The sequence below is a fragment of the Pseudomonas graminis genome, assembly GCF_900111735.1.
In the GTDB taxonomy this organism is placed as follows: domain Bacteria; phylum Pseudomonadota; class Gammaproteobacteria; order Pseudomonadales; family Pseudomonadaceae; genus Aquipseudomonas; species Aquipseudomonas graminis.
On sequence record NZ_FOHW01000055.1, the window covers coordinates 1 to 25,094 of the forward strand.

22 protein-coding genes and 1 pseudogene are annotated in these 25,094 nt (G+C 61.5%); 10 read left to right on the forward strand and 13 right to left on the reverse strand.

Features of this window, described 5'->3' with window-relative positions; translation table 11 throughout:
• The first annotated feature begins 408 nt into the window (after nt 1-408).
• Nucleotides 409-1,128, forward strand: a complete 720-nt coding sequence (locus BMY98_RS24770) for a zeta toxin family protein (RefSeq protein ID WP_342742139.1) — start codon at nt 409-411, stop codon at nt 1,126-1,128.
• Nucleotides 1,125-1,283 carry a hypothetical protein gene (locus tag BMY98_RS27375; RefSeq protein WP_175514216.1) on the forward strand — a complete coding sequence of 53 codons (159 nt, stop codon included), beginning with the start codon at nt 1,125-1,127 and terminating at the stop codon, nt 1,281-1,283. Before BMY98_RS24770 ends, BMY98_RS27375 begins: the two co-directional genes overlap by 4 nt.
• 78 nt (nt 1,284-1,361) lie before the next feature.
• Here BMY98_RS27375 and BMY98_RS24775 read toward each other — a convergent pair whose 3' ends face one another.
• The 3 genes from BMY98_RS24775 to BMY98_RS24785 form a co-directional block, all read right to left on the reverse strand.
• On the reverse strand, nt 1,362-2,753 hold the full coding sequence (locus tag BMY98_RS24775; protein WP_074893184.1) for a sensor histidine kinase: 1,392 nt from the start codon (nt 2,751-2,753) through the stop codon (nt 1,362-1,364).
• Nucleotides 2,731-3,414, reverse strand: coding sequence for a response regulator transcription factor (locus BMY98_RS24780; protein ID WP_062387311.1), 684 nt, complete (start codon nt 3,412-3,414; stop codon nt 2,731-2,733). Before BMY98_RS24780 ends, BMY98_RS24775 begins: the two co-directional genes overlap by 23 nt.
• Before the next feature lie 273 nt (nt 3,415-3,687).
• A complete protein-coding gene (locus tag BMY98_RS24785) occupies nt 3,688-4,611 on the reverse strand; it encodes a formate/nitrite transporter family protein (RefSeq protein ID WP_074893185.1) in 924 nt (307 codons plus the stop codon).
• A 188-nt stretch (nt 4,612-4,799) separates the two neighbouring features.
• Here BMY98_RS24785 and BMY98_RS24790 point away from each other — a divergent pair, with 188 nt between their 5' ends.
• Complete coding sequence (locus tag BMY98_RS24790; RefSeq protein ID WP_074893187.1) at nt 4,800-5,285, forward strand: GNAT family N-acetyltransferase; 486 nt, start codon at nt 4,800-4,802, stop codon at nt 5,283-5,285.
• Nucleotides 5,286-5,408: 123 nt separating this feature from the next.
• On the opposite strand, the gene pncA is transcribed toward BMY98_RS24790, so the two are convergent.
• From pncA to BMY98_RS24815, 5 genes are all read right to left on the reverse strand, one after another.
• A complete protein-coding gene (pncA, locus tag BMY98_RS24795) occupies nt 5,409-6,059 on the reverse strand; it encodes a bifunctional nicotinamidase/pyrazinamidase (RefSeq protein ID WP_074893189.1) in 651 nt (216 codons plus the stop codon).
• Between the two features lie 51 nt (nt 6,060-6,110).
• Nucleotides 6,111-7,076: a D-2-hydroxyacid dehydrogenase family protein gene (locus BMY98_RS24800; protein WP_074893191.1), complete on the reverse strand. Its 966-nt coding sequence runs from the start codon at nt 7,074-7,076 to the stop codon at nt 6,111-6,113.
• A gap of 223 nt (nt 7,077-7,299) precedes the next feature.
• Entirely contained in the window at nt 7,300-7,953 is a 654-nt protein-coding gene (locus tag BMY98_RS24805) for a DUF1345 domain-containing protein (protein ID WP_074893192.1), read from the reverse strand.
• 180 nt (nt 7,954-8,133) lie between these two features.
• A complete protein-coding gene (gene gudD / locus BMY98_RS24810; RefSeq protein ID WP_074893194.1) occupies nt 8,134-9,477 on the reverse strand; it encodes a glucarate dehydratase in 1,344 nt (447 codons plus the stop codon).
• Nucleotides 9,478-9,556: 79 nt separating this feature from the next.
• The gene (locus tag BMY98_RS24815) at nt 9,557-10,906 is read right to left on the reverse strand and encodes an MFS transporter (RefSeq protein ID WP_074893196.1); all 1,350 of its coding nucleotides are present in this window, start codon (nt 10,904-10,906) and stop codon (nt 9,557-9,559) included.
• Between the two features lie 346 nt (nt 10,907-11,252).
• Between BMY98_RS24815 and BMY98_RS24820 the strand changes: the two genes are divergently transcribed.
• Nucleotides 11,253-11,966: a FadR/GntR family transcriptional regulator gene (locus BMY98_RS24820; protein WP_074893197.1), complete on the forward strand. Its 714-nt coding sequence runs from the start codon at nt 11,253-11,255 to the stop codon at nt 11,964-11,966.
• Between the two features lie 260 nt (nt 11,967-12,226).
• Here the strand turns inward: BMY98_RS24820 and BMY98_RS24825 are convergent, their stop codons facing one another.
• Nucleotides 12,227-13,390 (reverse strand): alpha/beta fold hydrolase, encoded by a 1,164-nt coding sequence (locus tag BMY98_RS24825; RefSeq protein WP_074893200.1) that lies wholly within the window; start codon nt 13,388-13,390, stop codon nt 12,227-12,229.
• Between the two features lie 189 nt (nt 13,391-13,579).
• Here BMY98_RS24825 and BMY98_RS24830 point away from each other — a divergent pair, with 189 nt between their 5' ends.
• Together BMY98_RS24830 and BMY98_RS24835 are read left to right on the forward strand one after the other, a co-directional pair.
• Complete coding sequence (locus tag BMY98_RS24830) at nt 13,580-14,665, forward strand: sugar diacid recognition domain-containing protein (RefSeq protein WP_074893202.1); 1,086 nt, start codon at nt 13,580-13,582, stop codon at nt 14,663-14,665.
• Nucleotides 14,666-14,791: 126 nt separating this feature from the next.
• Entirely contained in the window at nt 14,792-15,928 is a 1,137-nt protein-coding gene (locus BMY98_RS24835; RefSeq protein ID WP_074893204.1) for a glycerate kinase, read from the forward strand.
• Nucleotides 15,929-15,952: 24 nt separating this feature from the next.
• Here BMY98_RS24835 and BMY98_RS24840 read toward each other — a convergent pair whose 3' ends face one another.
• A complete protein-coding gene (locus BMY98_RS24840) occupies nt 15,953-17,482 on the reverse strand; it encodes an MFS transporter (protein ID WP_074893206.1) in 1,530 nt (509 codons plus the stop codon).
• 141 nt (nt 17,483-17,623) lie between these two features.
• On the opposite strand from BMY98_RS24840, the gene BMY98_RS24845 reads away from it, so the two are divergent.
• Nucleotides 17,624-18,490 carry a LysR family transcriptional regulator gene (locus BMY98_RS24845; protein ID WP_074893208.1) on the forward strand — a complete coding sequence of 289 codons (867 nt, stop codon included), beginning with the start codon at nt 17,624-17,626 and terminating at the stop codon, nt 18,488-18,490.
• Between the two features lie 706 nt (nt 18,491-19,196).
• On the opposite strand, the gene BMY98_RS24855 is transcribed toward BMY98_RS24845, so the two are convergent.
• Complete coding sequence (locus BMY98_RS24855; protein ID WP_074893212.1) at nt 19,197-20,648, reverse strand: mannose-1-phosphate guanylyltransferase/mannose-6-phosphate isomerase; 1,452 nt, start codon at nt 20,646-20,648, stop codon at nt 19,197-19,199.
• 443 nt (nt 20,649-21,091) lie between these two features.
• On the opposite strand from BMY98_RS24855, the gene yegS reads away from it, so the two are divergent.
• Nucleotides 21,092-22,000, forward strand: coding sequence for a lipid kinase YegS (gene yegS, locus BMY98_RS24860; protein WP_074893214.1), 909 nt, complete (start codon nt 21,092-21,094; stop codon nt 21,998-22,000).
• Nucleotides 22,001-22,036: 36 nt separating this feature from the next.
• Here the strand turns inward: yegS and BMY98_RS24865 are convergent, their stop codons facing one another.
• Nucleotides 22,037-22,531 carry an Hpt domain-containing protein gene (locus BMY98_RS24865; RefSeq protein ID WP_074893216.1) on the reverse strand — a complete coding sequence of 165 codons (495 nt, stop codon included), beginning with the start codon at nt 22,529-22,531 and terminating at the stop codon, nt 22,037-22,039.
• 300 nt (nt 22,532-22,831) lie between these two features.
• On the opposite strand from BMY98_RS24865, the gene BMY98_RS24870 reads away from it, so the two are divergent.
• Nucleotides 22,832-23,758, forward strand: a complete 927-nt coding sequence (locus BMY98_RS24870; protein ID WP_074893218.1) for a chemotaxis protein CheV — start codon at nt 22,832-22,834, stop codon at nt 23,756-23,758.
• A 117-nt stretch (nt 23,759-23,875) separates the two neighbouring features.
• On the forward strand, nt 23,876-24,682 hold the full coding sequence (locus tag BMY98_RS24875; protein ID WP_074893220.1) for an MOSC domain-containing protein: 807 nt from the start codon (nt 23,876-23,878) through the stop codon (nt 24,680-24,682).
• Between the two features lie 199 nt (nt 24,683-24,881).
• Here the strand turns inward: BMY98_RS24875 and BMY98_RS24880 are convergent.
• A pseudogene (locus BMY98_RS24880) lies at nt 24,882-25,094 on the reverse strand (IS110 family transposase); the annotation flags it as partial.

Below are 25,094 nucleotides of genomic sequence, written 5' to 3' on the forward strand. Positions count from 1 at the left end.
CCACTGTAGGAGCGCGCTTGCCCGCGAAGACGTCGGCAGACTCAACATCGTACTCGCCTGACACACGGCAATTCGCGGGCAAGCGCGCTCCTACACCCCTGCGGTTCGACACTGATTTTGAGCTCTGCCGAAATCCACTGTAGGAACCGGCTTGCTGGCGAACGCGGCGTGTCAGTCACGTTGAGGGTGGCGGCAAACGCTGGTTCGCCAGCAAGCCGGCACTTACGGATGCGCGAGGTAACCGGTAACCGTTGTTCGGCAAGGCATCGCATCCGCTGATGCGGAGCTGTGAATGCTCACCAGCGCATCCTTTTTCGTTTTGTGACGTCGGATAGGCGTAGTCCGAACCCTCGCGAATACTGCGCGGCGCTGGATTGTCGTGACTTCATAAAAAGGATGGATGTGGCTGTGAATACGGATGATCGACGAATTTCAGAAGAGGCTGTGGCCTTTGCCAAGGCGAACAGGAAGGAGATAGCAAAGAGGCTGACGGATCCTCTGGTTTACCTCTCAGAGGATTCGCCCGTATCGGTGTTTATGGCGGGATCCCCGGGCGCAGGAAAGACCGAGACATCAATCGAATTCCTAAACCGATTCGAGTCATCTAGCGTACGGATTGATCCTGATCTTCTGAGAGCAGAGATTCCTTCCTATACCGGCGGAAATGCCTACCTTTTCCAACATGCCGTTTCAGTTTTGGTCGAAAAACTTCACGACCAGGCACTGAAGCAAAAGCAGTCATTCTTGCTGGATGGGACGTCAGCAAATTTCGACATTGTTTCGCGAAACATCCGCAGGTCCCTTCGGCGCGGAAGATTTGTGCTCATCATCTACGTGTATCAGAACCCGGCTTTGGCCTGGAAATTCGTCACCGCCAGAGAACAGATCGAGGGTCGCAACATCCCGCTGAGCGAATTCGTCAGGCAGTACTTCAGCGCAAGGGACGCAGTAAACCGCCTCAAAAGCGAGTTCGGTCATGCAGTCACCGTTGATGTGCTTCTCAAAAACGACAAGGGCGGTACTCGGTTGTATCAGGAAAACGTTCAGCGTGTTGACGACCACATTCCTGAAAACTACGATCCAGCTTCACTACTAAGGATGCTGAAAGCACACGAGGGATTGAAATGAATTCGTCTGACAAGCCTTTACCAAAACTGAAAAGGACGCTCTCCGATTTCGTCCGCAACGCCACCTTCGAGGAGAAGGAGCGGGTTTATCTGGAGGTCATGGAGAAAGCCTGGGCGCGGCAGGAAAAAGTCATTGAGCAAGCCCGGAAAATGTAACGCCCCTCCATAGACGAAGCCGCCCTTGAGGCGGCTTTGTCGTCTTCGCTTGCAGCTTGCAGCTTGCAGCTCAACGCTTCACCCCAACGCCAGCACCCGCCTGCATTCCAGCACCAGGCTCGCGCCGCCGGACGGGCTGCTGCCGATGCGCAGTTTGAAGCCGTGCAAATTGACGATCGCGGCGACGATGGACAATCCCAGGCCGAAGCCGCTTTGCTGATTGCCGTTTTCGCTGCGGTAGAAACGCTTGAACACGGCCTCGCGTTCGGCGTCGGGGATGCCGGGGCCGGTGTCCTGGACTTCGATGAAGGTGGTGTCACCTTCGGCGCGGGCGATCAGCAGGACCTGCCCGCCCGGCGGGGTGAATTTGATCGAGTTGCTTAGCAGGTTCGACAGCGCCTCGAACAGCAAGGCCCGATCACCCACCATCGGCGGCAGGCGCTCGGCGACTTTCAGTTGCAACGAAACGCGGCCTTCTTCGGCCAGCGGCAGGTAGAAATCGTGCAATTCCTGCAACAGCGGCTGCGGATCGAGCGGGCCGAACGCCGAGCGCCGCTGGTGATCTTCCAGTTCGGAGATCCGCAGCAATCCGCGAAAGCGCGCCATCAGCGTGTCGGCGTCGGCGATCACCTGAGCCATCTGCTCGCCCAGGGCAGAATCTTCCGGTGACTGTTGCTGGATTCGATAAAGCTGCGCACGCAGGCGCGTAAGTGGCGTGCGCAGGTCGTGGGCGATGTTGTCGCAGACACCCTTGACCTCATTCATCAGGCGCTCGATGCGGTCGAGCATGGCGTTGACGATGTCGGCGAGCATGTCCAGTTCGTCGCGGCGGTCCGACACCGGCAGGCGGCGGGCCAGGTCTCCGGTGACGATCGCTTCGGCGCTGGCCTGGATCGCGCGGATGCGTCGCAGCGGGCGGCGTCCCAGCAAGTGCCAGCCGGCGATACCCGGAATGATGGTCAGCGAAATCCCCCACAGCAGCGCGCGCAGGATCAGCGTGGTCACGGCGAACAACGAACCGTTATCGCGCACCAGAATCAGCCAGCGATCATCCAGCGTATGGATCGCCACGGCGTCGCAGCCCGAGCTGGGCAGGTCCGGGTCGTCGGAATCGATGCAGGTGTCCAGTTCCTGGATTTCCCCGGTCAGCTTGAGGCCGTCGGGAATGCTCTGGATAGGGCCGCTGATGGGTTGCATGTTCTTGTCGAACAGGCCGTATGCGTCGACCGAGCGTATGTCGAATTTGTCGCTGCTGCGCAACGCGTCGTCCAGCTGCGCGCCTTCAAAGCGCGAGAACAACTGCTGGCGCTGCATCAACGAGTGACGGGCGAGGGTGTTGAGGTAACTGGTGACTTCCCAGTACAGCACTCCCATCAGGATGCTGCTCCAGGCCACAAACAGGAAACTGTACAGCGCCAGCAGCCGGCTGCTGGAGGAGCGCCAGCCCTTAGACGGGTTCGGCAATGACATAACCTGAGCCTCGAACGGTACGTATCAGCGGCGTCAGGGTAGGGGGATCGATTTTCTTGCGCAAGCGACCGATGTGGACGTCGATCAGGTTGGTGCCGGGATCGAAGTGATAACCCCAGACTTCTTCGAAAATCATCATGCGGGTGATGATCTGCCCGCTGTTGCGCATCAGGAATTCCAGCAGCTTGTATTCGGTCGGCAGCAGGTTAAGGGGCTGCCCGGCGCGGCTGGCTTCGCGGGTGATCAGATTGAGTTCGAGGTCGGCGACCTTGAGCATGGTCTCGGCCTGGGTCCCCGGATTGCTGCGGCGCAGCAGGACTTCCACCCGCGCGGCCATTTCGTCGGAGGCGAAGGGTTTGGACAGGTAGTCGTCCCCGCCGGCACGCAGCCCGCGCACGCGTTCGTCGACGTCGGACAACGCGCTGATCATCAGGATCGGGGTGGCAATGCCCAGGGCGCGCATGGTGGTGACAATCGCCAGTCCGTCGACTTCCGGCAGCATGCGGTCGAGGGTGATCAGGTCGTAATCGCCGCTGACCGCGCGGACGAGGCCCTCGCGACCGTTGTCCACCCAGTCCACTTGCAGGCCGTGGCTGCTCAGTTCGGCAACGATTTCCTTCGCGGTGACGGCATCGTCTTCGATTGTCAGAATTCGCGTCATGTGAGGTCAGGACCACGTAAGAGGACAGGAGACTGCATTTTGCCTTTAAACGTAGTCGGGATTTCTTAAAAATAATTTAAGAAGGGCAGAACGTCGTATTTGATGCTAGCCAGCGTGCCGAGGGGAGGGGACACGCTGGAGAATTCTGATCGTGCCGTGGGCCAGTAGGAGTGAGCTTGCTCGCGAATGCATTCTTTCAGGCGACCATGGTTTGTCTGGTCGGACGCTTCGCGAGCAAGGTGGAGCGCCACCCCGGTCACTCCTACAGGTGCTTCACACGCCTTTGCGATCGGACTCGGCTTTGGGCTCACGCAGCTCTTGCTTCAGCTTTTCGTCCAGCGCTTTCTTCTTGCCTTTCTTTTCCGGCGTTTCGCCTTCGCTGCGGATCTGCGCATGGCTGATCAACGCGAAAATGAAGCTGCCGCCGATGATGTTACCGGCCAGCGTCGGGCCGGCGAAGATCATCCAGAAATCCTTCCACGGCAGTTCCCCGGCGAAAACCAGATACGAGACTTCCGCCGAGCCGACCACGATGTGGGTGAAATCACCCAGCGCCATCAGGTAGGTGATCATCACGATGATGGCGACCTTGGCGGATTCCATGGACGGAATCATCCACACCATGGTGGCGATCATCCAGCCGGAAATGATGCCTTTGGAGAACATTTGCCAGGTGTCGTTCTCCATCACCTTACGGCCGATTTCGAGAAAGGCCTGATCGGTCTTGGTGTCGAAGATCGGCAGGTGCAGCATGACGTAGGCCACCAGCAATGTGCCGCACAGGTTGCCCACCAGCACCACGGTCCACAGCCGCAACAGACGCACGACATTGTTCAGCGTCGGCTTGCTCATCACCGGCAATACGGCAGTCAGGGTGTTTTCGGTGAACAGCTGCTGACGGGCAAGAATCACCGCCAGAAAGCCTGCGCAGTAGCCAAGGCTGGCTATGACCTTGAAGCCCTCGGCGTCGGGCAGCCGCGAGTTCAACAACCCCATCGCCATCAATGACAGGCCCATGGTCAACCCGGCAGCGAGGGCCGACCAGAACAGTGCAGCGACGTTACGCTCCAGTTCCTGATCGCCCTGCATGCGGATCGTTTCATGGAGGACGGCGGCACGGGGCGGCTGGTTTTCGTCGATGTCGCGTTCTTCTTCCGGCGTCAGGCCGGGGGTCTTGCCGTCTGGTTCGTGTTCCATGGCGATCCTTTGGATGGGTCAATGCACGTCTAAGCGTGTTCTTTCGGAGAGTGCCCGGTAAAAGAGCGCTCGGTAGGCGGCGGTTCGCTTGCACATGCTTGCTGCACGGCGCTGCTGCTTGAGACACAATCCGTAACCCGTCGTTCGCCAACGGCGGCAGCCTTTTCACTGACCCGGGAGAACCTCTTTTGACCCTTCACATTCGCGACGCCACCCGTGCCGACGCCGCCGTCATTCTGGGCTTCATCACCGAGCTTGCGATCTACGAAAAAGCCGAGCACGAGGTCAAGGCCAGCGTCGCCGACATCGAGCGCAGTCTGTTCGACGAAGCGTCGCCGGCCAAGTCGCTGATCTGCCTGCTGGACGGCCAGCCCATTGGCTTCGCCGTGTACTTTTTGAGTTATTCCACCTGGCTGGGCCGCAAGGGCCTGTACCTGGAGGATTTGTACGTGTCTGCCGGGCAACGGGGTGTCGGCGCAGGCAAGAAACTGTTGCGTCATCTCGCGCGGATCGCCCACGACAGCGGCTGCGGCCGTCTGGAATGGAGCGTGCTGGACTGGAACCAGCCGGCGATTGATTTCTATAAGTCGATCGGCGCCGAGCCCCAGGATGAGTGGGTGCGTTACCGGATGGAGGGGGAAGGGCTGAAGCGCTTTGCGTTGGAAGAGGGTTGAGGCGTTTATGCAGGAGCACGCATCGAGCTTTGATCCCCGATATTGAACGGGACCAAGCGCGCTCCTACAGGGGCTTGCGTTCAGTCAGATAGATCTGCGCGGTCAATCCGTAGGGGTTTGTGCTCAGTCAGTGAGGTCTACGCTGTCGATCCGGTTGACCCCCGCCAAGGCCATGTCTTTCCATGCCTGGTCCAGCGAGCCGTTCAGGTCGATGGCCTTGCACGCATCGGCGATCACCCAGGTATTGAAGCCCGCCGCCCGGGCGTCCAGCGCGGTCCAGGCCACGCAGAAATCCAGGGCCAGACCGACCACGAACACGCTGTCGATGCCACGTTCGCTCAGATAGCCGGCCAGCCCGGTGCGCGTCGTGCGGTCGGCTTCGACGAACGCGGAATAGCTGTCGATGCCGGCGTTACAGCCCTTGCGCAGGATCAGCTGCGCATGGGTGATGTCCAGCTCGGCGTGCAGCTCGGCACCGTGGCTGCCTTGCACGCAGTGGTCGGGCCACAGCGTCTGCGCGCCGTAGGGCAGGGTGATGCTGTCGAACGGCGCGCGGCCGGCGTGGCTCGAGGCAAACGACACATGCCCGCGCGGGTGCCAGTCCTGGGCCATGACCACGTTGCGAAACTGCGCGCCGAGGCGGTTGATCAGCGGCACCAGTGCATCGCCTTCGGCCACGGCCAGCGCGCCGCCGGGCATGAAGTCGTATTGCATGTCGATCACCAGTAATGCGGCACGGGGGTCGGAGGGCAATCGGGAAAGCGGTGTGGTCATCATCTGAGTCCTTGCTGCAGTGAGTCTTGAGGCAATGAGTACGGAGCGCGGTCAGGCAAACACGCGGATCGGCGCGCCGGCGTGCCAGGCCTGAATGTCCTCGATCATTTGGCTGAAGAACATCCGGTAGTTGTTTTCGGTCACGTAGCCCACGTGGGGTGTGGCGAGGACGTTCGGCAGCGTGCGGAACGGGTGATCGGCCGGCAACGGCTCGACGCTGTAGACGTCCAGCGCGGCACCGGCGATTTTCTTCTGCCTGAGTACCTCGATCAGCGCGTCTTCGTCGACGATCGGCCCGCGCGCAGTGTTCACCAGATACGCCGTTGGCTTCATCCGGTTCAGCGACTCGGCATCGACCAGCCCGCGGCTGCGCTCGCTAAGCACCAGGTTCACCGAGACCACGTCCGCTTGCTCGAACAGTGTCTGTTTGCTGACGTAGGTCACACCATGCTCGGCGGCGCGTTCAGCGGTGAGGTTCTCGCTCCAGGCAATCACCTTCATGTCGAAGGCCTTGCCGTAGCGGGCGATCTTCTGGCCGATGCTGCCCAGGCCGACGATGCCCAGGGTCTTGCCGTACAAGTCGCTGCCGATGCCGATCTGCCATTCACCGTCGCGCAGGGAGTTGGCTTCGTCGACCAGATTGCGGGTCACGCCCATGATTAGCGCCCAGGTCAGTTCCGGCGCCGCGTATTTGTAGCTGTCGGTGCCGACCACGGTGATGCCCAGGCGCGCGGCGGCCTTGAGGTCCAGCGCCGCGTTGCGCATGCCGCCGGTCACCAGCAGCTTCAGGTTCGGCAATTGACTGAGCAGGGCGTCATCGAAAACCGTGCGCTCGCGCATCACGCAGAGGATCTGGAAGTCTTTGAGGCGGGCGACCATGGCGTCGGTATCCGCCGGGTAGTCATGCAGAAAACTGACCTCGCCGATCGGCTTCAACGCAGTCCAGTCCACAACGTTTTCAGCGACCGATTGCCAGTCGTCGAGTACGGCAATCTTCAGCCCGGAATCCTGAGTCATTGAGCGAGGCCTCGTTCAGCAGCGATGTTGGATTTTGTGGCGCTCACAGTACGCCTGAGCGGTTCACTCTGGAACCCCGCCCCTACTCTGAAAACGCGTCTTTGCGAAGTCGACCGCTTCAACTCGATCCGTCGGAGCCGGCTTGCTGGCGAACGCGTCGGGTCAGAGATGAAGAAATCGGATGCCACCATGGGTTCGCTGGCAAGCCGCCCCTGCAAGAACGTCAGTTAAACAGCCCCGCCGCGATGTTGATCGAAAACCCCAGAATCGATGTGTTGAACACGAAACCGATCAGCGACTGGGCCAGCACCACCTTGCGCAGGCCGCGTGTGGCGACGCCGACGTCGGAGGTCTGCACGGCGACGCTCAAGGTGAAGGAGAAGTACAGAAAGTCCCAGTAGTCCGGGTTTTCTTCGCCGTCGGCAAAGCGCAGCGCCGGCTTTTCGCCGCTCCAGGTGTAGAACACCCGGGCGTAATGCAGGCTGAAGACCACACCGATCAGCAGCCAGGAGCCGAGGATGGTGAAACCGGTGAAGGCGTAATGCAGCGCTTTGTCGGCGTTCCTCATGTCCTGGATACCGGCCAGTTCCAGGATGATCGCCGCGAGGCTGGCAATGGCCGCCACACACACAACGAACAGCACCACGCCAGCATTCTCGTCCTCGATTTCCGCCACCCGGCGCACGTCTTCCGCGGTGGATTTGAAGGTGCGTCGCATGATCATCGCCATGTACAGCCAGCCGGCGACGTTCCAGCCGATCAGGCATTTACTGATCACCGAGATGTCGGGAGCAACGAAGGCGGAGGCGATACCGGCGGCGACGCCGAACAGCGTGGCGATGGTCAGGCGAGGGTGGGTCTTGGCAAGGCGGGACATGGAGGACTTCACGGCAGTGAGATGCGCGAACAGTAGCACGCGGCCGCTACAGCAGAAGATGAAGAAAAACGGCGCGCAAGGGGTTACGCGCCGGTCGCCATTTGGCAGTTTAGGTGAATCTGTTTAGCCGGCCGTGCAGCCGTGTTTTCAACGACGGCCCGACCGGTTGAAATCAATGGATCAGCGCACCAGACAAGGCTGCTTGTTGTTGAACTTCCAGTTAGGCAGCAGAAACTGCATCGCCACGCTGTCATCCCGTGCGCCAAGGCCCATGCCTTTGTACAGCTCGTGGGCCTTGGCGACCTGGTCCATGTCGATCTCGACACCCAGCCCGGGCTTCTTCGGCACCTGCACGTTGCCGCCGATGATCTGCAGCGGTGCCTTGGTCAGGCGCTGGCCGTCCTGCCAGATCCAGTGGGTGTCGATGGCGGTGATGTTGCCCGGCGCAGCGGCGGCGGCGTGGGTGAACATCGCCAGGGAAATATCGAAGTGGTTATTGGAGTGCGAACCCCATGTCAGGCCCCATTCGTTGCACATCTGCGCGACGCGCACTGAACCCTGCATGGTCCAGAAATGGGGGTCGGCCAGGGGGATGTCTACTGATTGAAGCTGGATGGCATGACCCATTTCGCGCCAGTCGGTGGCGATCATGTTGGTGGCTGTGCGCAGGCCGGTGGCGCGGCGGAATTCAGCCATCACCTCACGACCCGAATAACCGTTCTCGGCGCCACAGGGGTCTTCGGCATAGGCCAGCACTTTGTGCTGATCGCGGCACAGGCGCACCGCTTCTTTCAGCGACCAGGCGCCATTGGGGTCGAGGGTAATGCGCGCTTTCGGGAAGCGCTCGGCCAGCGCCGTCACCGCTTCGATTTCCGCATCGCCGCTGAGCACGCCGCCCTTGAGCTTGAAGTCCTCGAAACCGTATTGCGCATAAGCCGCCTCGGCCAGACGCACCACTGCTTCGGGCGTCAGCGCTTCTTCGTGACGAACGCGAAACCACTCGTTGTCCGCGTCGGTTTCGGTGCGATAGGGCAGGTTGGTTTTCGTCTGGTCACCAACGTAGAACAGGTAACCGAGCATCTTCACTTCGTCACGCTGCTGGCCTTCGCCGAGCAGTGCGGCGACCGGCACTTCCAGGTGCTGACCAAGCAGATCCAGCACGGCGGCTTCGATGCCGGTGACCGCGTGGATGGTGATGCGCAGGTCGAAGGTCTGTAGGCCGCGCCCGCCGGCATCACGCTCGGCGAAGGTGCGGCGCACGTCGTTGAGGATCTTCTGGTAATTGCCGATGCTGCTGCCGACCACCAGGGAGCGGGCGTCTTCGAGGGTCTGGCGGATTTTTTCGCCGCCGGGGATTTCACCCACGCCGGTATGCCCGGCGTTGTCTTTGAGGATGACAATGTTGCGGGTGAAATACGGGCCGTGGGCGCCGCTGAGGTTGAGCAGCATGTCGTCGTGGCCGGCCACCGGAATGATCTGCATGTCGGTGATGACGGGGGTGCTGCCGGAAGTCTGTTTGTTCATGGCTAAATCCTTGGTAATACCAGGCGCGGCGAGGGCGCTGTCTTTACGGGTTCAGAGCTTAGGGTTCAGATCGCCTGGCTCAGGTGTGGCTGGGCGTCACGTCGACCTTGGCCACTGGCACCGCGCCGGGCTTGGGCGTGGTGCGCACGGTGAACACCAGAATCGCGGCGATGATCGAGGTGACGGTCAGGCCATACAGGCCGCCCTGGATCGAACCGGTCTTCTGTTCAAGGATGCCGAAGGTGGTCGGCGCAACGAAGCCGCCGAGGTTGCCCACCGAGTTGATCAAGGCGATGACTCCCGCGGCGATCCGCGCATCCAGATAGCCCTGGGGGATCGGCCAGAACAGCGACGACGCCGACTTGAAGCCCATCGCCGCGAAGCAGATGGCAACGAAGGCGAACACCGGACCGCCCGTGGTCGACATGAACATCCCGGCTGCTGCGATCAACAGAGCCACCGCGACCCACGCCTGCTGGTGTTTCCACTTGGCCGAGAGCGAGGCGAAGCCGTACATGCAGACGATGGCAATGAACCACGGGATCGAGTTGAACATCCCTACCTGAAAGTCGGTGAGGTCGCCCATCTTCTTGATGATGCTCGGCAGCCAGAACGTTGCCGCGTAGATCGTCAGCTGGATGAAGAAGTACATCAGGCAGAACAGGATGATCTGCGGGTCTTTGAGCAGTTTGCCGATGGACAGCTTGACCGGGTTGGCCGCTTCGCGAGCTTTCTGTTCAGCGTCAATGGTGTTGACCAGCGCGTCTTTCTCGGCCTCGGTCAGCCATTTGGCGTCATGGGGTTTGGAGTCGAGCCAGAACCAGACGAAGAAGCACAGGCCGACGGAGAACATGCCTTCGATGAAGTACATCCACTGCCAGCCGTGAAAGCCCAAGGCGTCGATCTGCAGCAGCAGACCGGAGAGCGGGCCGGAGATCACCGACGCGAACGCCGAGCCGCTGAGGAAGATGGCGATGGCCTTGCCACGCTCGACGCCGGGCAACCAGCGGGTGAAGTAGTAGATCACGCCCGGGAAGAACCCGGCTTCGGCCACGCCGAGCAAAAAGCGCAGGATATAGAAGTGGGTTTCGGTCTGAATAAAGGCCATGCAGGCGGCGACGATGCCCCAGGTCAGCATGATGCGGGTCAGCCAGATGCGGGCGCCGACTTTCTGCAGGAGGATGTTGGAGGGGACTTCGAACATCGCATACGCGATGAAGAACAGGCCGGCACCAAAGCCGTAAGCGGCCGCGCCGATACCCAGGTCATGTTCCATGTGACTACGCACGAAGCCGATGTTGACCCGGTCGATGTAGTTGACGATGAACATGATGACGAACAGCGGCAGGATGTGTCGTTTGACTTTCGAGACCGCCGATTGCAGGACGGAATCAGTGGCGTCATCCGCCCGTGATGAGGATGTGTTCACTCTGGTAACTCCCACTGATTATTTTTATGCGGGTGGTTAAGCGCGTTGTGTGTGACAAGGTATGTAGCCCTGTTGCCAGTCATCATACAAGTAATGATCGCCTTGGCAACCGGATTTGCGGGGGTTGCCTGAAGTATTTCGTCGGGCTAGGCTGGCCTGTCTGACAAGTTGGATAAGTGGCCGCGCATTGCTGAGTGGCTCTGTTTTCATGGGTGCTGGCGGCTTCGCGATGAGTTTCCAGCGGGTGGTTGGAGACGTGTTCCGAGCGTGGGCCGTCAGAAAAATACAAGTGAATGGCGGGCCTCGGCGGCTGCCGTTCTGTTCAGCACTTATAGGACGACCTCTTTTGAACACCACCGCACCCTTGCCACCCAAGCGACGCCAGCACAGCCTCGCGACGGACCTGGTCACCGACCTGAGTCAGCGGATTCTCATGGGCACCATTGCGCCCGGTGCGAAGTTGCCGTCCGAGAGTGAGATCGTCCGCGAGCATGGCGTGAGCCGTACGGTGGTGCGCGAGGCGATTTCCAAATTGCAGGCGTCCGGGCTGGTCGAAACCCATCAGGGCAAAGGCACCTACGTGCTGGCGCGCTCCGAGCAGAGTGGGCTGCACCTGAAAGTGGAAACGGCGTTCAGCGTGCGACACATCATCGAGCTGCGCATGGGCCTGGAAACCCAGGCCGTCGCCCTGGCCGCGCAACGCCGGAGTCACGCCCAACTGACGGCGATGCGCGCCGCGCTGGATGATTATCAGGACCTGCTGGCCAAGGAAGACAGCTGCGTTGAGGCAGACCGGCGCTTTCATCTGCTGATCGCGGAAGCCACCGGCAATCCTTATTTCGTGGAGATCCTGCAGAACCTCGGCATCGCCGTGATCCCTCGCAGCCGTATCGCCTCCAGTGAACGGGCGGGGGCGAGCCTTACGCACAGCGCGTATCTGGCCAACCTCGAACACGAAGCCATTCTCGTCGCCATCCGCCGCCAGGACCCCGACGCCGCCCGCGCCGCGATGTGGACTCACCTGAGCAACAGCCGCGAGCGACTGGCGCCGGTGGAGTGAAGGAAATTTATGTCTTACTGAATGAACGCGGTCGTCGTGGGACCGGCTTCAGCCGGGAAGGCGTCGGCCGTCACACTGCAAATCTGAGGGTGCCCAAACTGGCCTCTTCCCGGCTAAAGCCGGTCCCACTGTTTGAACGCGGTCATCCTGTGGGACCTGCTTTAGCCGGGAATGCGTCGGGCGTCACACCGCAAAACTCGTGGCGCTCACACCGGCCTCTTCCCGGCTGAAGCCGGTCCTACGAAGCGTGCGCGGTCCCACTATGGGTACGCCAGAACCTCCATCATCACCCCCGACTGCCACTCGAAATAGGGATTGAACGTCAGCCGTGCGAACACCTTGCCCGGCTCACGATGCCCCCAATCGGAATACCACACCGGCTCGCCATTCAGGCATTTTTGCATGTCGGCGGATTCTTGCCCGTTCCAGCAGATCCGCTGGCTGCCGTTCATCCCATACAACGGGTTGGTGGGGGAGAACATCAGACCCATGTGCGAGAACTGGGCGATGCGGTATTCCGGCAGGAAATCGTTGCGCACCCGCACCCTCGGGGTTTTCTGCGCCGCAGCCGGGTCGTTGCCGTACCAGATCAGTCGGCTGAGCGGGTGGGTGAAGCGCGCGTTGAAGGTGTCCAGCACGTAACCGGTGTCCAGCACCGAATCGTGCTCGGTGATGGCGACGAAGACCGGCTTGTCGTAGGCCCCTTTGTCGAGGTGCTTCTGCGCCAACAACGCGCTGCGGTAGAACTGGGCGAAACCGTTGGTGGGCACGTTCAGGTAGCGGACCGGCGTCTGCATCGGGCGCACGCCATCATCCGGTTTCGCCAGCCAGGGGCGAAACCAGCCGATGTATTGGGTAACCCAGGCGTAGGCGTTTTCGGGTTTGAAGGCCGGAGAGAACAGCACCAGACCAGCGATATTCGGGTGCTCGTACGCGTAATCCAGCACCAGATTCGCCCCGGTCGAAAACCCGCCCAGATACACCGTCGGCACCTCCCGCTCAAGAAGCTGCGTCTGCTCGCGCACCACCTGCTGCCACTGCTTGAGCGTCACATCCAGCATGTCCGCCGGCTTGCTGCCATGCCCCGGCAGCAACACCGTACGCACCAGAAACCCCTGCGCGGCGAGCGCCTCGCCGACGTCATTGAACGACCAGGGGGAGTCGCCAAGGCCATGGACCAACAAAATCCCCCGTGTGGCTGGCGCTTTGGGTCGCCATTCCCGAGGTGCATTCCACTCTAGCTCGGCAGGGTGATCGGTCGTCTGAAAGGTGCGGTTCTCCTGCATCCAGTCAATGGTCTGCTGGCGATACTCGGCAAAACTCGCCTGCCCCAAAGGCACCTCGGTGGAGGCGCAGGCCTGAAGGGTCAGGGCGGAGAGGAGGAGGGTGAGACGGTGCAGCTTTTTGATGGCAGTTCTCAACATAAATAGGCATTACTCGATAGGGCCATAAAGGTACGGTCGCACTCTGCCACGGCCTCTCGCTGTTGGATATCGATGCACTCAGGACTGGCGCGAGAAGTCTTGGAAAAATTCAGGCAGACTCCTACCACCCACAAAAACAAGACCTGATGTGTATGAAACCTCATTCCCTTCGCTGTGCAGACATCCCTCATGTTCGCCCTTGACCACGCCCTCGCCCAGGACATCGTCGACCGGGCGATGGCGATTTTGCCGTGCAACGTCAATGTCATGGATTACCTGGGCATCATCATTGGCAGCGGCGAGGCGGAGCGGTTGTACACCCGGCATGAGGGCGCGCAGCTGGTCCTTGCCAACCGCCGCGTGGTGGAGATCGACTCGCACACCGCTCTGCAGCTCGACGGCGTGCGTCCGGGGGTCAATTTGCCGTTGCTGCTGGATCAGCAACTGATCGGCGTGCTCGGTATCACCGGCGAGCCCGATGAGGTGCGGGTCTACGCGGAGCTGGTGAAGATGACCGCCGAAATGCTCATGCAGCACCGGCGTCAGCAGGCTGATCAGCAGTGGCGGCATCAACGCAGTGAAGACTTGCTGTCGCGCCTGTTGATCGGCGACAGCGCAGCCCATCTGGTCGCCGAAGCTGAGCAGTTGGGCTTGCAGCCGCAGTTGCCGCGCCAGGCCGTGTTGCTCGAACTGCCTGAAGGCGCGACCTATGCCGGTGCGATAAGTGCGTGGCTGTCGGGGCGTTACGCCAACAGTTGGTGCCTGCCGTGCGAGCCGGGGCTGGTTTACTGGTGCCGCGCGCTGGGCAGGGACCGCGACGACGCCTTGCTGCTGGAGCTGTTCGACGAGCAGGGCTGGCCCGTGCAGCGCATGGCGACCGTCGAACCTTCGTCGGACCTTGCCTCCCTGCGCGCCGCCTGCACCGCCGCCCGCGACCTGCTCGATTACGCACGTCAACTGCGGCCCGCCGTCAAACTGCTGCGTCTGGCCAGCCATCGCGTTGCGCTGCTGTTCTGGCGCAACCGCCACGACTGGCTGGCAGAAGGCATCGCCGAACCCATCAAGCGTTTGCACGACAATGCGCTGCTGCTCGACACCCTGCGCGCCTGGTTCGATTACAGCGGCGAAAGCCAGGCCTGCGCCGACGCGCTCGGCATCCATCGCAACAGCCTGCGTTACCGACTCGAGAAAATCACCGAACTCACCGGCTGTGATCCCTATCGGACCGAAGACCTGTTGCGCCTGTACCTCGGGGCGCAGATGGTGCCGAGGTAGTTCGGCGCCGGCATTTGTTCGTATGACCAACGGGTGCCACTCCGCGTTGTGCAAATGTGAGGCGGCAATGGGGCGCAGGGGTGCGAATATCGGGGCGCAGATCGGCCTTCAGACAAGGATAATAAAATGAAAATCGTCATCGCCCCGGACTCGTTCAAAGACAGCCTCAGCGCCCAGAGCGTCGCTCATGCCATCGCCGGCGGGCTTAGTGAGGTCTGGCCGGATGCCCAACTGTTCGAGTGCCCGATGGCCGATGGCGGGGAGGGCACCATCGAAGCGGTATTGGCGGCCTGCGACGGTGAGTGGATGAGCAATCAGGTCAGCGGACCGCTTACTCAGCCAGTGCAGTCGCAATGGGGCTGGCTGGCGGCAACGCGCACGGCGATCATCGAAATGGCCATGGCCAGCGGCTTGCAACTGCTCACCCTGGATCAGCGCGATGCGACGATCACCAGCACCTACGGCACCGGCGAGCTGATCAAGGCCGCGCTGGACGCTGGCGCCGAGCGAGTGATTCTGGCCATCGGCGGCAGCGCGACCAATGATGCCGGCACAGGCATGTTGTCGGCGCTGGGCGCGCGGTTTCTCGACCGCGACGATCAACCCCTCGCGCCCGGTGGTCTGGCCCTGGCGCAACTGGCACGCATCGACCTGACCGGACTCGACCCGCGCTTGAACAGCGTGCAGTTCGAAGTGGCCGCCGACGTCAACAATCCCCTCTGCGGCGTGCAAGGCGCTTCGCACATCTTCGGCCCGCAGAAGGGCGCGTCGCCGGAACAGGTGCTGGCGCTGGACGCGGCGCTGGGTCATTTCGCCGAGCACTCGGCCCAGGCGCTGGGCCGCGACGACAGCGAGTACCCCGGCAGCGGCGCGGCAGGCGGCATGGGCTTCGCGGCCAAGGCCTATCTGAATGCGTCGTTCCGCCCCGGTGTGGAAGTGGTGGCCGACCTGACCGGACTGGCTGATGCGCTGGAGGGCGCAGACCTGGTGATCACCGGCGAAGGCCGCTTCGATGCCCAGACCCTGCGCGGCAAAACCCCCTTCGGCGTCGCCCGGATGGCGCAACGCAACAACGTGCCGGTCATCGTGCTGGCCGGGACACTGGGGGAGGGCTATGCCGACCTGTATGCCCACGGCGTCAGCGCCGCCTTCGCCTTGACCAGCGGGCCGATGACGCTGGAATTCGCCTGCGCCAACGCCGCGACCTTGCTTCATGATCGCGCGCGGGACCTGGCCCGGGTGTGGGCACTTGCTGCCCGCTGAATCTGGCCTGATCAGTCCCGTCGATCAGGCGGTTTTCAGGTGCATCAGCGGAATCGGCCTGCGCATTAACGTGCCCACCAGCACCGCCGCGAGCAGGGCTATAAGGCCTGCCACCCATAGCACCGAGCCAAAGCCCGAGACGAAGGCATCCCGGGCCAGTGGCTGAATCAGTCCCCGCGCGCTGGCATCGACGGTTTGCAGCGCAGCGTGCATGTCGCCGGCCACCACCCGTGAGGCGATGTGCTCGGCCTGATCGAGGAGGTGGGGCGCGACGGTCGCCAGTGTGTCTTTCAACGAACCGAGCGTATGGCTGGCGAGCAGCGCGCCGTAGACGCCGATCGCCAGCATGATCGCGCTGAAACGCATGGTTGTGCTCATCCCCGACGCCATGCCGGTGCGTTCGCGGGGCACGCAGGCCATGATGTTTTTCTGCGTGTCGCCGTTGAGCAAACCTGCGCCCGCGCCGGTTACCGCCATTGCCGCGGCGAACGCCGGGTAGCCGCCAATCCCGGTGGCCCAGGCGCACAGCAGGTTGCCGATGCCTACGAGGGTCAGGCCGAGGGCCATCATGGCGGCCGGCGAGAGATGGCGTGACAGCGTCGGCCCGAAGCGCGGCAACAGCAGCATGGTGATCGCGAACGGCAGCATCCCCAGCCCCGAATCGATGGCGCTGAAGCCCAGGCCGTTCTGCAGATAAAACGGCAGCAGCGTCATCATCACTTGGGCGCAGCCAGCGTAGGCGAACATGCCGAGCAGGGCGCCGATGAAACGCGGGTAGTTGAACAGCTGCAAATCCACCATCGGCCGCCGTTGCAGGCGCTCGGCGATGACGAACAGTACGAGAAGCACGGCCCCCGCTGCCAGACGCATGGCCGTGAGCGGGTGGTCCCAGCCGATGCGGTTGGCTTCGATCAGTCCCCAGATCAGGCTCAGCAGGCTGGCACTGAAAAACAGGCTGCCCCATGGGTCGAGACGCGCCGACTGCTCGTTGCGCGACTCCTCAATGTTACGCAACACCATCAGCAGCAAGCCCAACCCCACCGGCAGGTTGAGGTAGAAAATCCAGCGCCAGCCGATCAGGTCGGCGATCAGTCCGCCCACCGTGGGCGCTGCGGTCATGGCCACGCCCATGCAGGCGCCCCAGAACGCCCAGGCTTTGGCACGTTCGGCTTCATCGTGGAAGACGTGGCCGATGGTTGCCAGCGCGGAGGTCAGGAGCAGTGCTGCGCCCACGCCCTTGATCGCCCGGGCAATGTCGAGGAACAGAATGTCCGGCGCCGCGCCACAACCCAGCGACGCCAGAATGAACAACACCAGCCCGGTGATCAGCATGCGCTTGCGCCCAAAACGATCGGCCAGGCTGCCCGCCGGCAGCAACAGCGCGGCGAAGGCCAGCATGTAGGCGCTGACCACCCACTCGATGTCGGCAAACCCGGCACCCAGGTCTCGCGCGATGCTCGGCAGGGTCACAGCGACAATGTTCGTGTCGAGCACGATCAACGCGCACACGCCGGAGGCCGTGAGCAGGGTCGCGCGGGGGCTGGGTCGAGACATGTGTGGGGGCTCCGGAGGCTGTTAGGTGCGGACTAACGCAGGTCGATATGAAAGGGGCTATCGGCGGAACAGAGTAAGCGGATATGCCCTATGCTCTGTTACCCGTAACTCGCGTTTTCATTACCTGTCAGGTAACGCTTCATGGAAATCCGCCACTTTCGCTACTTTCTGGCCGTCGCCCGTCATCGGCATTTCACCCGCGCGGCCGAGCAGTTGGGCATCGCACCACCTACGCTGACGCGGCAGATTCAGGACCTGGAAAATGCCTTGGGCACTCGACTTTTTCTCCGTGAACAACGGGAGGTGAGGCTGACGGATGCGGGGCGCGCGTTGCAGATCGAGGCCGAACTGGCGGTGCGGCAGTTCGAGACTGCGCAGTACAACGTCCAGCGCGCCGGCCGTGGCGAGGCCGGCAGGATCGAATTGGGCTACGTCGCCTCCGCGGTGTTTTCCGGCGTGTTGCAGCAACACGTCAGTCAGTTTCGGCAGCGTTATGGGGAGGTCGAGTTCAGCATCAACGAGCACCTGATGCCGACGCTGCCGCGTCTTATTGAGGAGGGGCGGCTGGACGTGGGCTTTATCCGTTCTCCCATGCAGTTGCCCGATGCCTTGAGCGCCGTGTCGTTGCTGACGGAGGGCTTTGCCCTGGCACTGTCGGACAGTTCGTGGCTTTGCAAACTGAAGGTGATCAACACGGTGAACCTGCAGAACGAGACGTTCATCCTCCCCGAGCAGATTTCCGGCACGCTGGAGGTGGCGGCCCACGGCGGCTTCGCGCCGACCCTGGGTCCGCAGCCGGGAGGGCTGGTGTCGGTGGTTGCGCTGGTGAGTCTTGGCCAGGGGGTGGCGGTGGTGCCCGAGTCGGTGGTTGACCACATTCGTTTGCCGAATGTGGTGTACCGGCGGATTGAGGATTGTCAGCCGAGCTCGTCGTTGTCGCTGATCCACCGACGCCACGAGAAGGCCCCGGCGGTGGTTAGGTTTGTTGAGTACGTCAAGGGCGTATGAAGATCAAGGGCGTCTGCCTAACGGCAGACATTTCGCCTTCGGCGAGTTACTTGGAAAAGTCGAAAGTCGCACCATCCCCAAGTAACCAAGGGTGCTTGCTCCTGGTTTGGCTCCTCCTGCGTCGGAGTACCCTCACTCCGGTCTCGCTCCGTGGGCCCGCGCCGAACGGACATCCATGTCCTGACGGCGCTCTCGCCGCATCCATGCGGCTCGGCCCACTGCGCGAGACCTGCGTTCAGCCTGCACCCAAGTCGCGATTTGTGGTGTCTGGTCTTCTTGCGTACGAAGATCAAAAGCAGATCAGAAGCTTCCCGGCTGAAGCCGGTCCCACTGAATGCACGCGGTGTCCTCTAGGACTGGCTTTAGCCGGGAAGCTGTTGATCTGCTTTTGATCTTGATCTTTAAACACATAACGCCCAGACGACACAAATCGCGACTTTGGTGCAGGCTGAACGCAGGTTTCGCGGAGTGGGCCGAGCGGCATGGATGCCGCGAGAGCCGCCCCCCGCCATGGATGGCGGATGGCGGCGGGCCCACGGAGCGGGACCGGAGTGAAGGAACCCTGACGAAGGAAGGGCCCAACCAGGAGCAAGCACCCTTGGTTACTTGGGGTGCTTTTCCAAGTAACTCGCCGAAGGCGAAACAGTCTGCCCCCAGGCAGACGCCCTTGATCTTGATCTTGCTCTAGATCTCCACAAACAACGGCCTAAGCTTTCGCAGCTTCCGGAACCCGCCCATACACATCGGTAAACCGCACGATATCGTCTTCCCCCAGATACTCGCCGCTTTGCACCTCGATCATCACCAGATCAATCACCCCCGGGTTGACCAGCCGATGGGTGTGCCCCGGTTTGATGAACGTCGACTCATTGGTATCGAGCATAAACTCGTCTTCGCCATTGGTAACGCGCGCCATACCGCTGACCACGATCCAGTGCTCACTGCGGTGGTGATGCATCTGCAGCGACAAAGACGCCTGCGGTTTCACCACGATGCGCTTGATCTTGAAGCGCTTGCCTTCTTCCAGCACCGTGTAAGTGCCCCACGGTCGGGTCACGGTGTTGTGCAACAAGTACGCCGGATGCCCCTGACGCTTGAGCTCCTGAGCGATGATCTTGACCTCCTGACTGCGATCGGCGTCGGCGATCAACAAAGCGTCGGGGGTGTCGATGATGATCAGGTTATCCAGACCCACCGCGCCCACCAGTCGCTTCTTCGAGTCGATGTAGCAGTTGGTCACGTCGTGCAACACCACCTCGCCGTTGCATCGGTTGCCATTTTCATCGCCCGGACTCAGCTCGCGAATGGCCTGCCACGAACCGATATCGCTCCAGCCCATCTCGCACGGCACCACCGCGACCTTCTGCGAACGTTCCATCAACGCGTAATCGATGGAGATGTCCGGCGCCAGGGCGAAGGTCGTGCTGTCCAGCTCGATCTGCAACTCGTTGCGGCCTTCCTTGCTGTTGCACTGCGCCAGGCAATGGCGCACGGCGGCCAGCACGTCCGGCGCGTGAACTTCCAGTTCGCCCAGCAGCACATCGACGCGCATGCAGAACATCCCGGCATTCCACAAATGCAGACCGCCTGCGAGATAGTCCTGGGCGGTGACGGCATCGGGTTTCTCAACGAAGCGTGCGACCTGATAGGCCTCACCACTGAGGGCCTGGCCTTTCTCGATGTAACCGAAGCCGGTCTCTGCGCGGGAGGGGATCAGCCCGAACGTCACCAGCCAGCCCTCGTCGGCCAGTTTACGTGCGCTCTGCACGGCCGTCTCGAACGCGGCAACGTCACTGATGAGTTGGTCCGCCGGCAAAATCAGCAGCTGTGCGGCATCACCGTAGCGCGCCTGCACGTGCAGCGCCGCAGCGGCGATGGCAGGGGCGGTATTGCGGCCGAACGGTTCGAGCAGAAACTCGAGCGCCAGCTGCTGCTTGTTCAGCAGCCGATAGTCATCGACGGTGCGGAAATACACCTCCCGGTTGGTGACGGTCAGGACGCTTTCCACACCGTCCAGCTGGCTGGCGCGGTTGAACGTCTTCTGCAGCAGGCTTTCGCCGTCCGGCAGACGCATGAAGGGTTTGGGCATCGCCTCCCGTGAAACAGGCCACAAACGGGTGCCGGCGCCGCCAGCAATAATGCAGGGAATTAGTTGCATGGGGTTTCTCGCCTCTTCGATCCATGAATGAATGAGTGGGCTGCATCCCGGGTCGCCACGGCAAAAGTCAATTTACTGACTATCCAGTGGTTATCGGTAAAATTAGCCAATTAATTGTCGATTAGGCGCTTTCCGCCGATGCATTTCAAGGGGCTGTAACGCAGAATTAACGCCTCTCGTCCTTTATTTGCGGGGGCAGAACCCAATGCGATCTGGCGCTGACGCAGGGTCGTAGCGGAGAAAGCACGCGTAAGTCCCCGCCCTTCAAGGCTTTTTGCCATCACGGGATGCGCGGAACTCCGGTTTCAGCCCGGCTTGCAGCCATTCGTAATGCGTTTGCTGTCGAGCACTGCGGTCTAAAAGATTTCCCCCCTACGGGCTTTTTTTGCAGCGCGTGCGGTCAACACATCACGCATCAATTCGTACAGGTAGAAGGAAGGGATATGACAGCGCGCAGGGCATTACTGATTCTTCACGGCAAGCAGGCGCTCAACGAGGATGTCCGCGAGGCGGTGGAGCGCAAGCGCAAACATGGCTGGGAACTGGACGTTCGCGTGACCTGGGAAGCGGGCGACGCCCAGCGCCTGGTCCGTGAGGGTCTGGAGGGTGGTCATCGGCAGATCATTGCCGGTGGCGGCGATGGCACGTTGCGGGATGTGGCGGAGGCGCTGGCGCTGTCTGACGTCGACGCCAGTCTGGTGATCATGCCATTGGGCACCGCCAACGATTTTGCCCGTTCGGCGGGCGTGCCGCTGGAACCCGATCAGGCTCTGGACCTGTTGGACGTACCGGCGCGGGCAGTCGACATGGGTGAAGTGGGCGGACAGATGTTCCTCAATATGGCGACCGGCGGGTTTGGCAGCCAGGTCACCGCCAACACCTCAGAAGACTTGAAAAAGATCCTCGGCGGTGCGGCCTATCTGTTCACCGGCCTTAGCCGTTTCAGCGAGCTGAAAGCCGCGTACGGCGAATTCACCGGCCCGGACTTTCACTGGAAGGGCGAGATGCTGGCGCTGGGGATCGGCAATGGTCGTCAGGCGGGTGGCGGTCATCCGTTGTGCCCGGAAGCCCTCGCCGATGACGGCCTGTTGGACATCAGCATTCTGCCTGCGCCCCAGGAGGTGGTGAGCACGCTCAAGAGCCTGCTCGAAGGCGGTCTGGGTCTCGACAACATGTTCGTCCGCGCGCGGCTGCCGTGGGTCGAGCTCAAGTCGGCGCAGGGGCTGAATATCAACCTCGACGGCGAACCGCTGAGCGGCGAAGCAACCCGTTTCGAAGCGCGCGCCGGCGCGTTGCGCGTGCACCTGCCGTCGCATTCGCCGTTGCTGGGTCAGACGCGACAGCTCGCCTGAGTATCGACAACCCTCAGATGAGCCGCGACCGCGCGCTCATCTGACGTCCAGCGACTCGGATGCGAGCACGCCCCGCTGCCCGGCACTGACCGACCAGCCCTTGTTGACGGCGACGTCATGCTCCCGCGTGCCGATCCCGCACTGGCAGGCGAATGCCTCGAGCAAAGCGCGCTGCTCGCTGTCGTCCAGCGCCAGCGATCCGGTATGGGGGTCGATGAGCTCAAGCTGCCAGGCCATCAGCTCAAAGCAGCGTTTGAGCGCGTGCAATGCCTTTGGCTGCCACTGGCCAGCCGCGTTGGCGAAGTCTAGGAGGTAACGCAACTGCCGGGCGAAGCCAGAGACCGTTTCGACCCCATGCGTGTCTGCCTTGCCGGCAAGTTGGTGCAATGTGCTGAGCAGACATTCCATCGCGTCACCATCATCACTGATCAATTCCAGATGGCTGAGGCATTCATCGGCGCGGCACATGAGTGTCTGGGTATCGCTGAGAAACTCTGCATGCAACTGCTGCCATTCATTGCCGTTCAGCATGTGCAATCTCCACTCTTCTCAAATGGCGACCTCAGGTCGCGTGGGGCGAGTGGCCCAAAGTTAATGTCGAAGGCACGGGAAAGTCTGTAGGGCGTTTCCGATTGTTGCGAATGGTCGGCCCGCGCGTCCGAAAGCCGCGCCGTTGGCCGGTCTGCCAGCGTTCAGGTGAGTCGTGCGTCCAGGTGTGATGTTAATGTGATATCAAATTCTGGGTTTGCGCTCTATTCCGATTAAGGTCTGTCATGGGGCTGCCGATAAAGATTAGGCGGACTTACTTGAACCCTGCTCCAGGAGCAACAGATGGCTGGCATTCTCGACACAGTAGACCAACGTACACAGCTGGTAGGTGAGAACCGCCTGGAAATCCTCATGTTCCGCCTGGCTGGCCGGCAGTTGTTCGCGATCAACGTATTCAAGGTTCAGGAAGTCCTGCAACTGCCCAAGCTGACACTGATGCCCCAGCGTCATCCGTTCGTGTGCGGTGTGGTCAACCTGCGCGGCCAGACATTGCCGGTCATCGACCTGTCCCAGGCCATCGGCATGCGTCCGCTGGTGCCGGGGCCTTCGAGCACGATCATCGTCACCGAATACAACCGCTCGGTTCAGGCGTTTCTGGTGGGCGGCGTCGACCGCATCGTCAACATGAACTGGGAGGCGATCCTGCCGCCACCGACCAGCGCCGGGCGTCAGCACTACCTGACCGCCATCAGCAAGGTGGATGACCAGTTGGTGGAGATCATCGACGTGGAGAAAGTCCTCGCCGAGATCGTGCCGTACAGCGCCAAGGTCTCCCGCGACAAGCTGGACGATCCGGTCCTCTCACGCGCCATCGGCCGCGAAGTGCTGCTGGTGGACGATTCCAACGTGGCGCTCTCGCAGTTGCGCGACACCCTGGGTCAGCTCGGCGTGAAGATGCACGTCGCCCGTGACGGTTTGAAAGCGCTGAACATGCTCAAGGGCTGGGCGGACACCGGCGAGGTGATGACCGACAAGCTGTTGATGGTCTTCACCGACGCCGAGATGCCGGAAATGGACGGTTACCGCCTGACCACGGAAATCCGTAACGACCCTCGTCTGCGCGGCCTCTATGTGGTGCTGCATACCTCGCTGTCCGGGAGCTTCAACGAGTCCATGGTCAAGAAGGTCGGCTGCGATAACTTCCTCTCCAAATTCCAGCCGGACAAGCTGGTCGATGTGGTCCGCGAGCGGCTCATGCTCGACAACTGATCCGGTTCTGTTTCAAGCCCCTTGCTGTATGGAGGGGCTTTTTTGCATCTGTACCGCTTGGTTTTACGGCGTCTCGTATAGAGTGGTGGCTTTCCGCTCTGGCATAAGGACGCGTACATGTTTCACCTCAGCGCACTCTATCGGTACCCCCTCAAATCCTGCATGGCGGAGTCATTGCAGCATGCCAGTTTCGATGAATTGGGCATGAGTGGTGATCGCCGCTGGATGCTGGTGGATGAGGCCACCGGGCGGTTTTACAGCCAGCGCGTGCTGCCGCAGATGTCGCAGCTGTCGGTGCTGTGGAATGCCGACGGCGTGACGTTGTCGGCCCCCGGTCTGGGCAGTCTGGATGTGCCGGTGCCGGCGGATGAGGAGGCCAATCTGCGCGGCATCACGATCTGGCGCGACAGTTTTCGTGTGCCGGATGCAGGGGAGGACGCGGCGCGCTGGGTGACTGCGTTGGTGGGCAAGCCGACACGGCTGGTGCATGTACCGAAAGAGCGCGCTCGCGGGTTGCCTTCCGGCTACGGCGCGATAGAAGACAAGGTCGGATTTGCTGACGGTTTCCCGCTGTTGTTGATCGGCCAGTCGTCGCTGGATGATTTGTCGCAGAAGGTGGGTCGCTCGCTGGAGATGCTGCGGTTTCGCCCGAATCTGGTCGTAACCGGCTCCGAGGCGTTTGCCGAGGACGGCTGGAAGCGCATTCGAATTGGCGGCGTTGAATTGCGGGTGTTGAAGCCCTGCTCGCGCTGCATCCTGACGACGATAGATCCGGCAACCGGCGAACGTAGCGCGGACCGTGAACCGATGACGACGCTGAAGACGTATCGGGAGCGGGAGGGTCAGATCTGGTTTGGGCAGAACCTGGTGAGTGACGGGCCAGGGCGGGTCGAGGTGGGGATGGAGGTTGAGGTGCTGGAGTAGTCGAGCGCTTGCCACTAGGCACTCCCGGCTAAAGCCGGTACCACGGGGAATACGCAATTTCACCGTAGATATCGTCTTGATGTCCCGACTGCAACCCCAGCAGCGCGTTAGCGCTGCTGCTTTCTAGCAGGCAGGCGGGTGCCTCCGCAGCCCACGCGGCAGCGACAACCTTGCCATCCAAGTCTTTGTCGATCAGCCTTCAAGCGGCCAAAGCAATTCCAGGGTCGAATGGCTTGTTGCTCTTAAGCACGCCATAGATCAGGTGCAACATCTTGCGCATCACTGCACAGATAACTTGCTTGGGAGCCTTTCCGTTCGCCTTCAATCTCTTGGCGAACTCGCTCAGCACCTCATTGTGTTGAATTCCTACGATCGCGGGCATGTAAAGGCCGCCCCTGAGCCGCGACGAGCC

What these genes read in the sequence shown, in the direction of transcription:
- BMY98_RS27375 (WP_175514216.1), top strand. Translation starts at nt 1,125, where the DNA reads ATGAATTCGTCTGACAAGCCTTTACCAAAACTGAAAAGGACGCTCTCC.
- BMY98_RS24775 (WP_074893184.1), bottom strand. Translation starts at nt 2,753, where the DNA reads ATGTCATTGCCGAACCCGTCTAAGGGCTGGCGCTCCTCCAGCAGCCGG.
- BMY98_RS24780 (WP_062387311.1), bottom strand. Translation starts at nt 3,414, where the DNA reads ATGACGCGAATTCTGACAATCGAAGACGATGCCGTCACCGCGAAGGAA.
- BMY98_RS24785 (WP_074893185.1), bottom strand. Translation starts at nt 4,611, where the DNA reads ATGGAACACGAACCAGACGGCAAGACCCCCGGCCTGACGCCGGAAGAA.
- pncA (WP_074893189.1), bottom strand. Translation starts at nt 6,059, where the DNA reads ATGACCACACCGCTTTCCCGATTGCCCTCCGACCCCCGTGCCGCATTA.
- BMY98_RS24800 (WP_074893191.1), bottom strand. Translation starts at nt 7,076, where the DNA reads ATGACTCAGGATTCCGGGCTGAAGATTGCCGTACTCGACGACTGGCAA.
- BMY98_RS24805 (WP_074893192.1), bottom strand. Translation starts at nt 7,953, where the DNA reads ATGTCCCGCCTTGCCAAGACCCACCCTCGCCTGACCATCGCCACGCTG.
- gudD (WP_074893194.1), bottom strand. Translation starts at nt 9,477, where the DNA reads ATGAACAAACAGACTTCCGGCAGCACCCCCGTCATCACCGACATGCAG.
- BMY98_RS24825 (WP_074893200.1), bottom strand. Translation starts at nt 13,390, where the DNA reads ATGTTGAGAACTGCCATCAAAAAGCTGCACCGTCTCACCCTCCTCCTC.
- BMY98_RS24830 (WP_074893202.1), top strand. Translation starts at nt 13,580, where the DNA reads ATGTTCGCCCTTGACCACGCCCTCGCCCAGGACATCGTCGACCGGGCG.
- BMY98_RS24835 (WP_074893204.1), top strand. Translation starts at nt 14,792, where the DNA reads ATGAAAATCGTCATCGCCCCGGACTCGTTCAAAGACAGCCTCAGCGCC.
- BMY98_RS24840 (WP_074893206.1), bottom strand. Translation starts at nt 17,482, where the DNA reads ATGTCTCGACCCAGCCCCCGCGCGACCCTGCTCACGGCCTCCGGCGTG.
- BMY98_RS24845 (WP_074893208.1), top strand. Translation starts at nt 17,624, where the DNA reads ATGGAAATCCGCCACTTTCGCTACTTTCTGGCCGTCGCCCGTCATCGG.
- BMY98_RS24855 (WP_074893212.1), bottom strand. Translation starts at nt 20,648, where the DNA reads ATGCAACTAATTCCCTGCATTATTGCTGGCGGCGCCGGCACCCGTTTG.
- yegS (WP_074893214.1), top strand. Translation starts at nt 21,092, where the DNA reads ATGACAGCGCGCAGGGCATTACTGATTCTTCACGGCAAGCAGGCGCTC.
- BMY98_RS24865 (WP_074893216.1), bottom strand. Translation starts at nt 22,531, where the DNA reads ATGCTGAACGGCAATGAATGGCAGCAGTTGCATGCAGAGTTTCTCAGC.
- BMY98_RS24870 (WP_074893218.1), top strand. Translation starts at nt 22,832, where the DNA reads ATGGCTGGCATTCTCGACACAGTAGACCAACGTACACAGCTGGTAGGT.
- BMY98_RS24875 (WP_074893220.1), top strand. Translation starts at nt 23,876, where the DNA reads ATGTTTCACCTCAGCGCACTCTATCGGTACCCCCTCAAATCCTGCATG.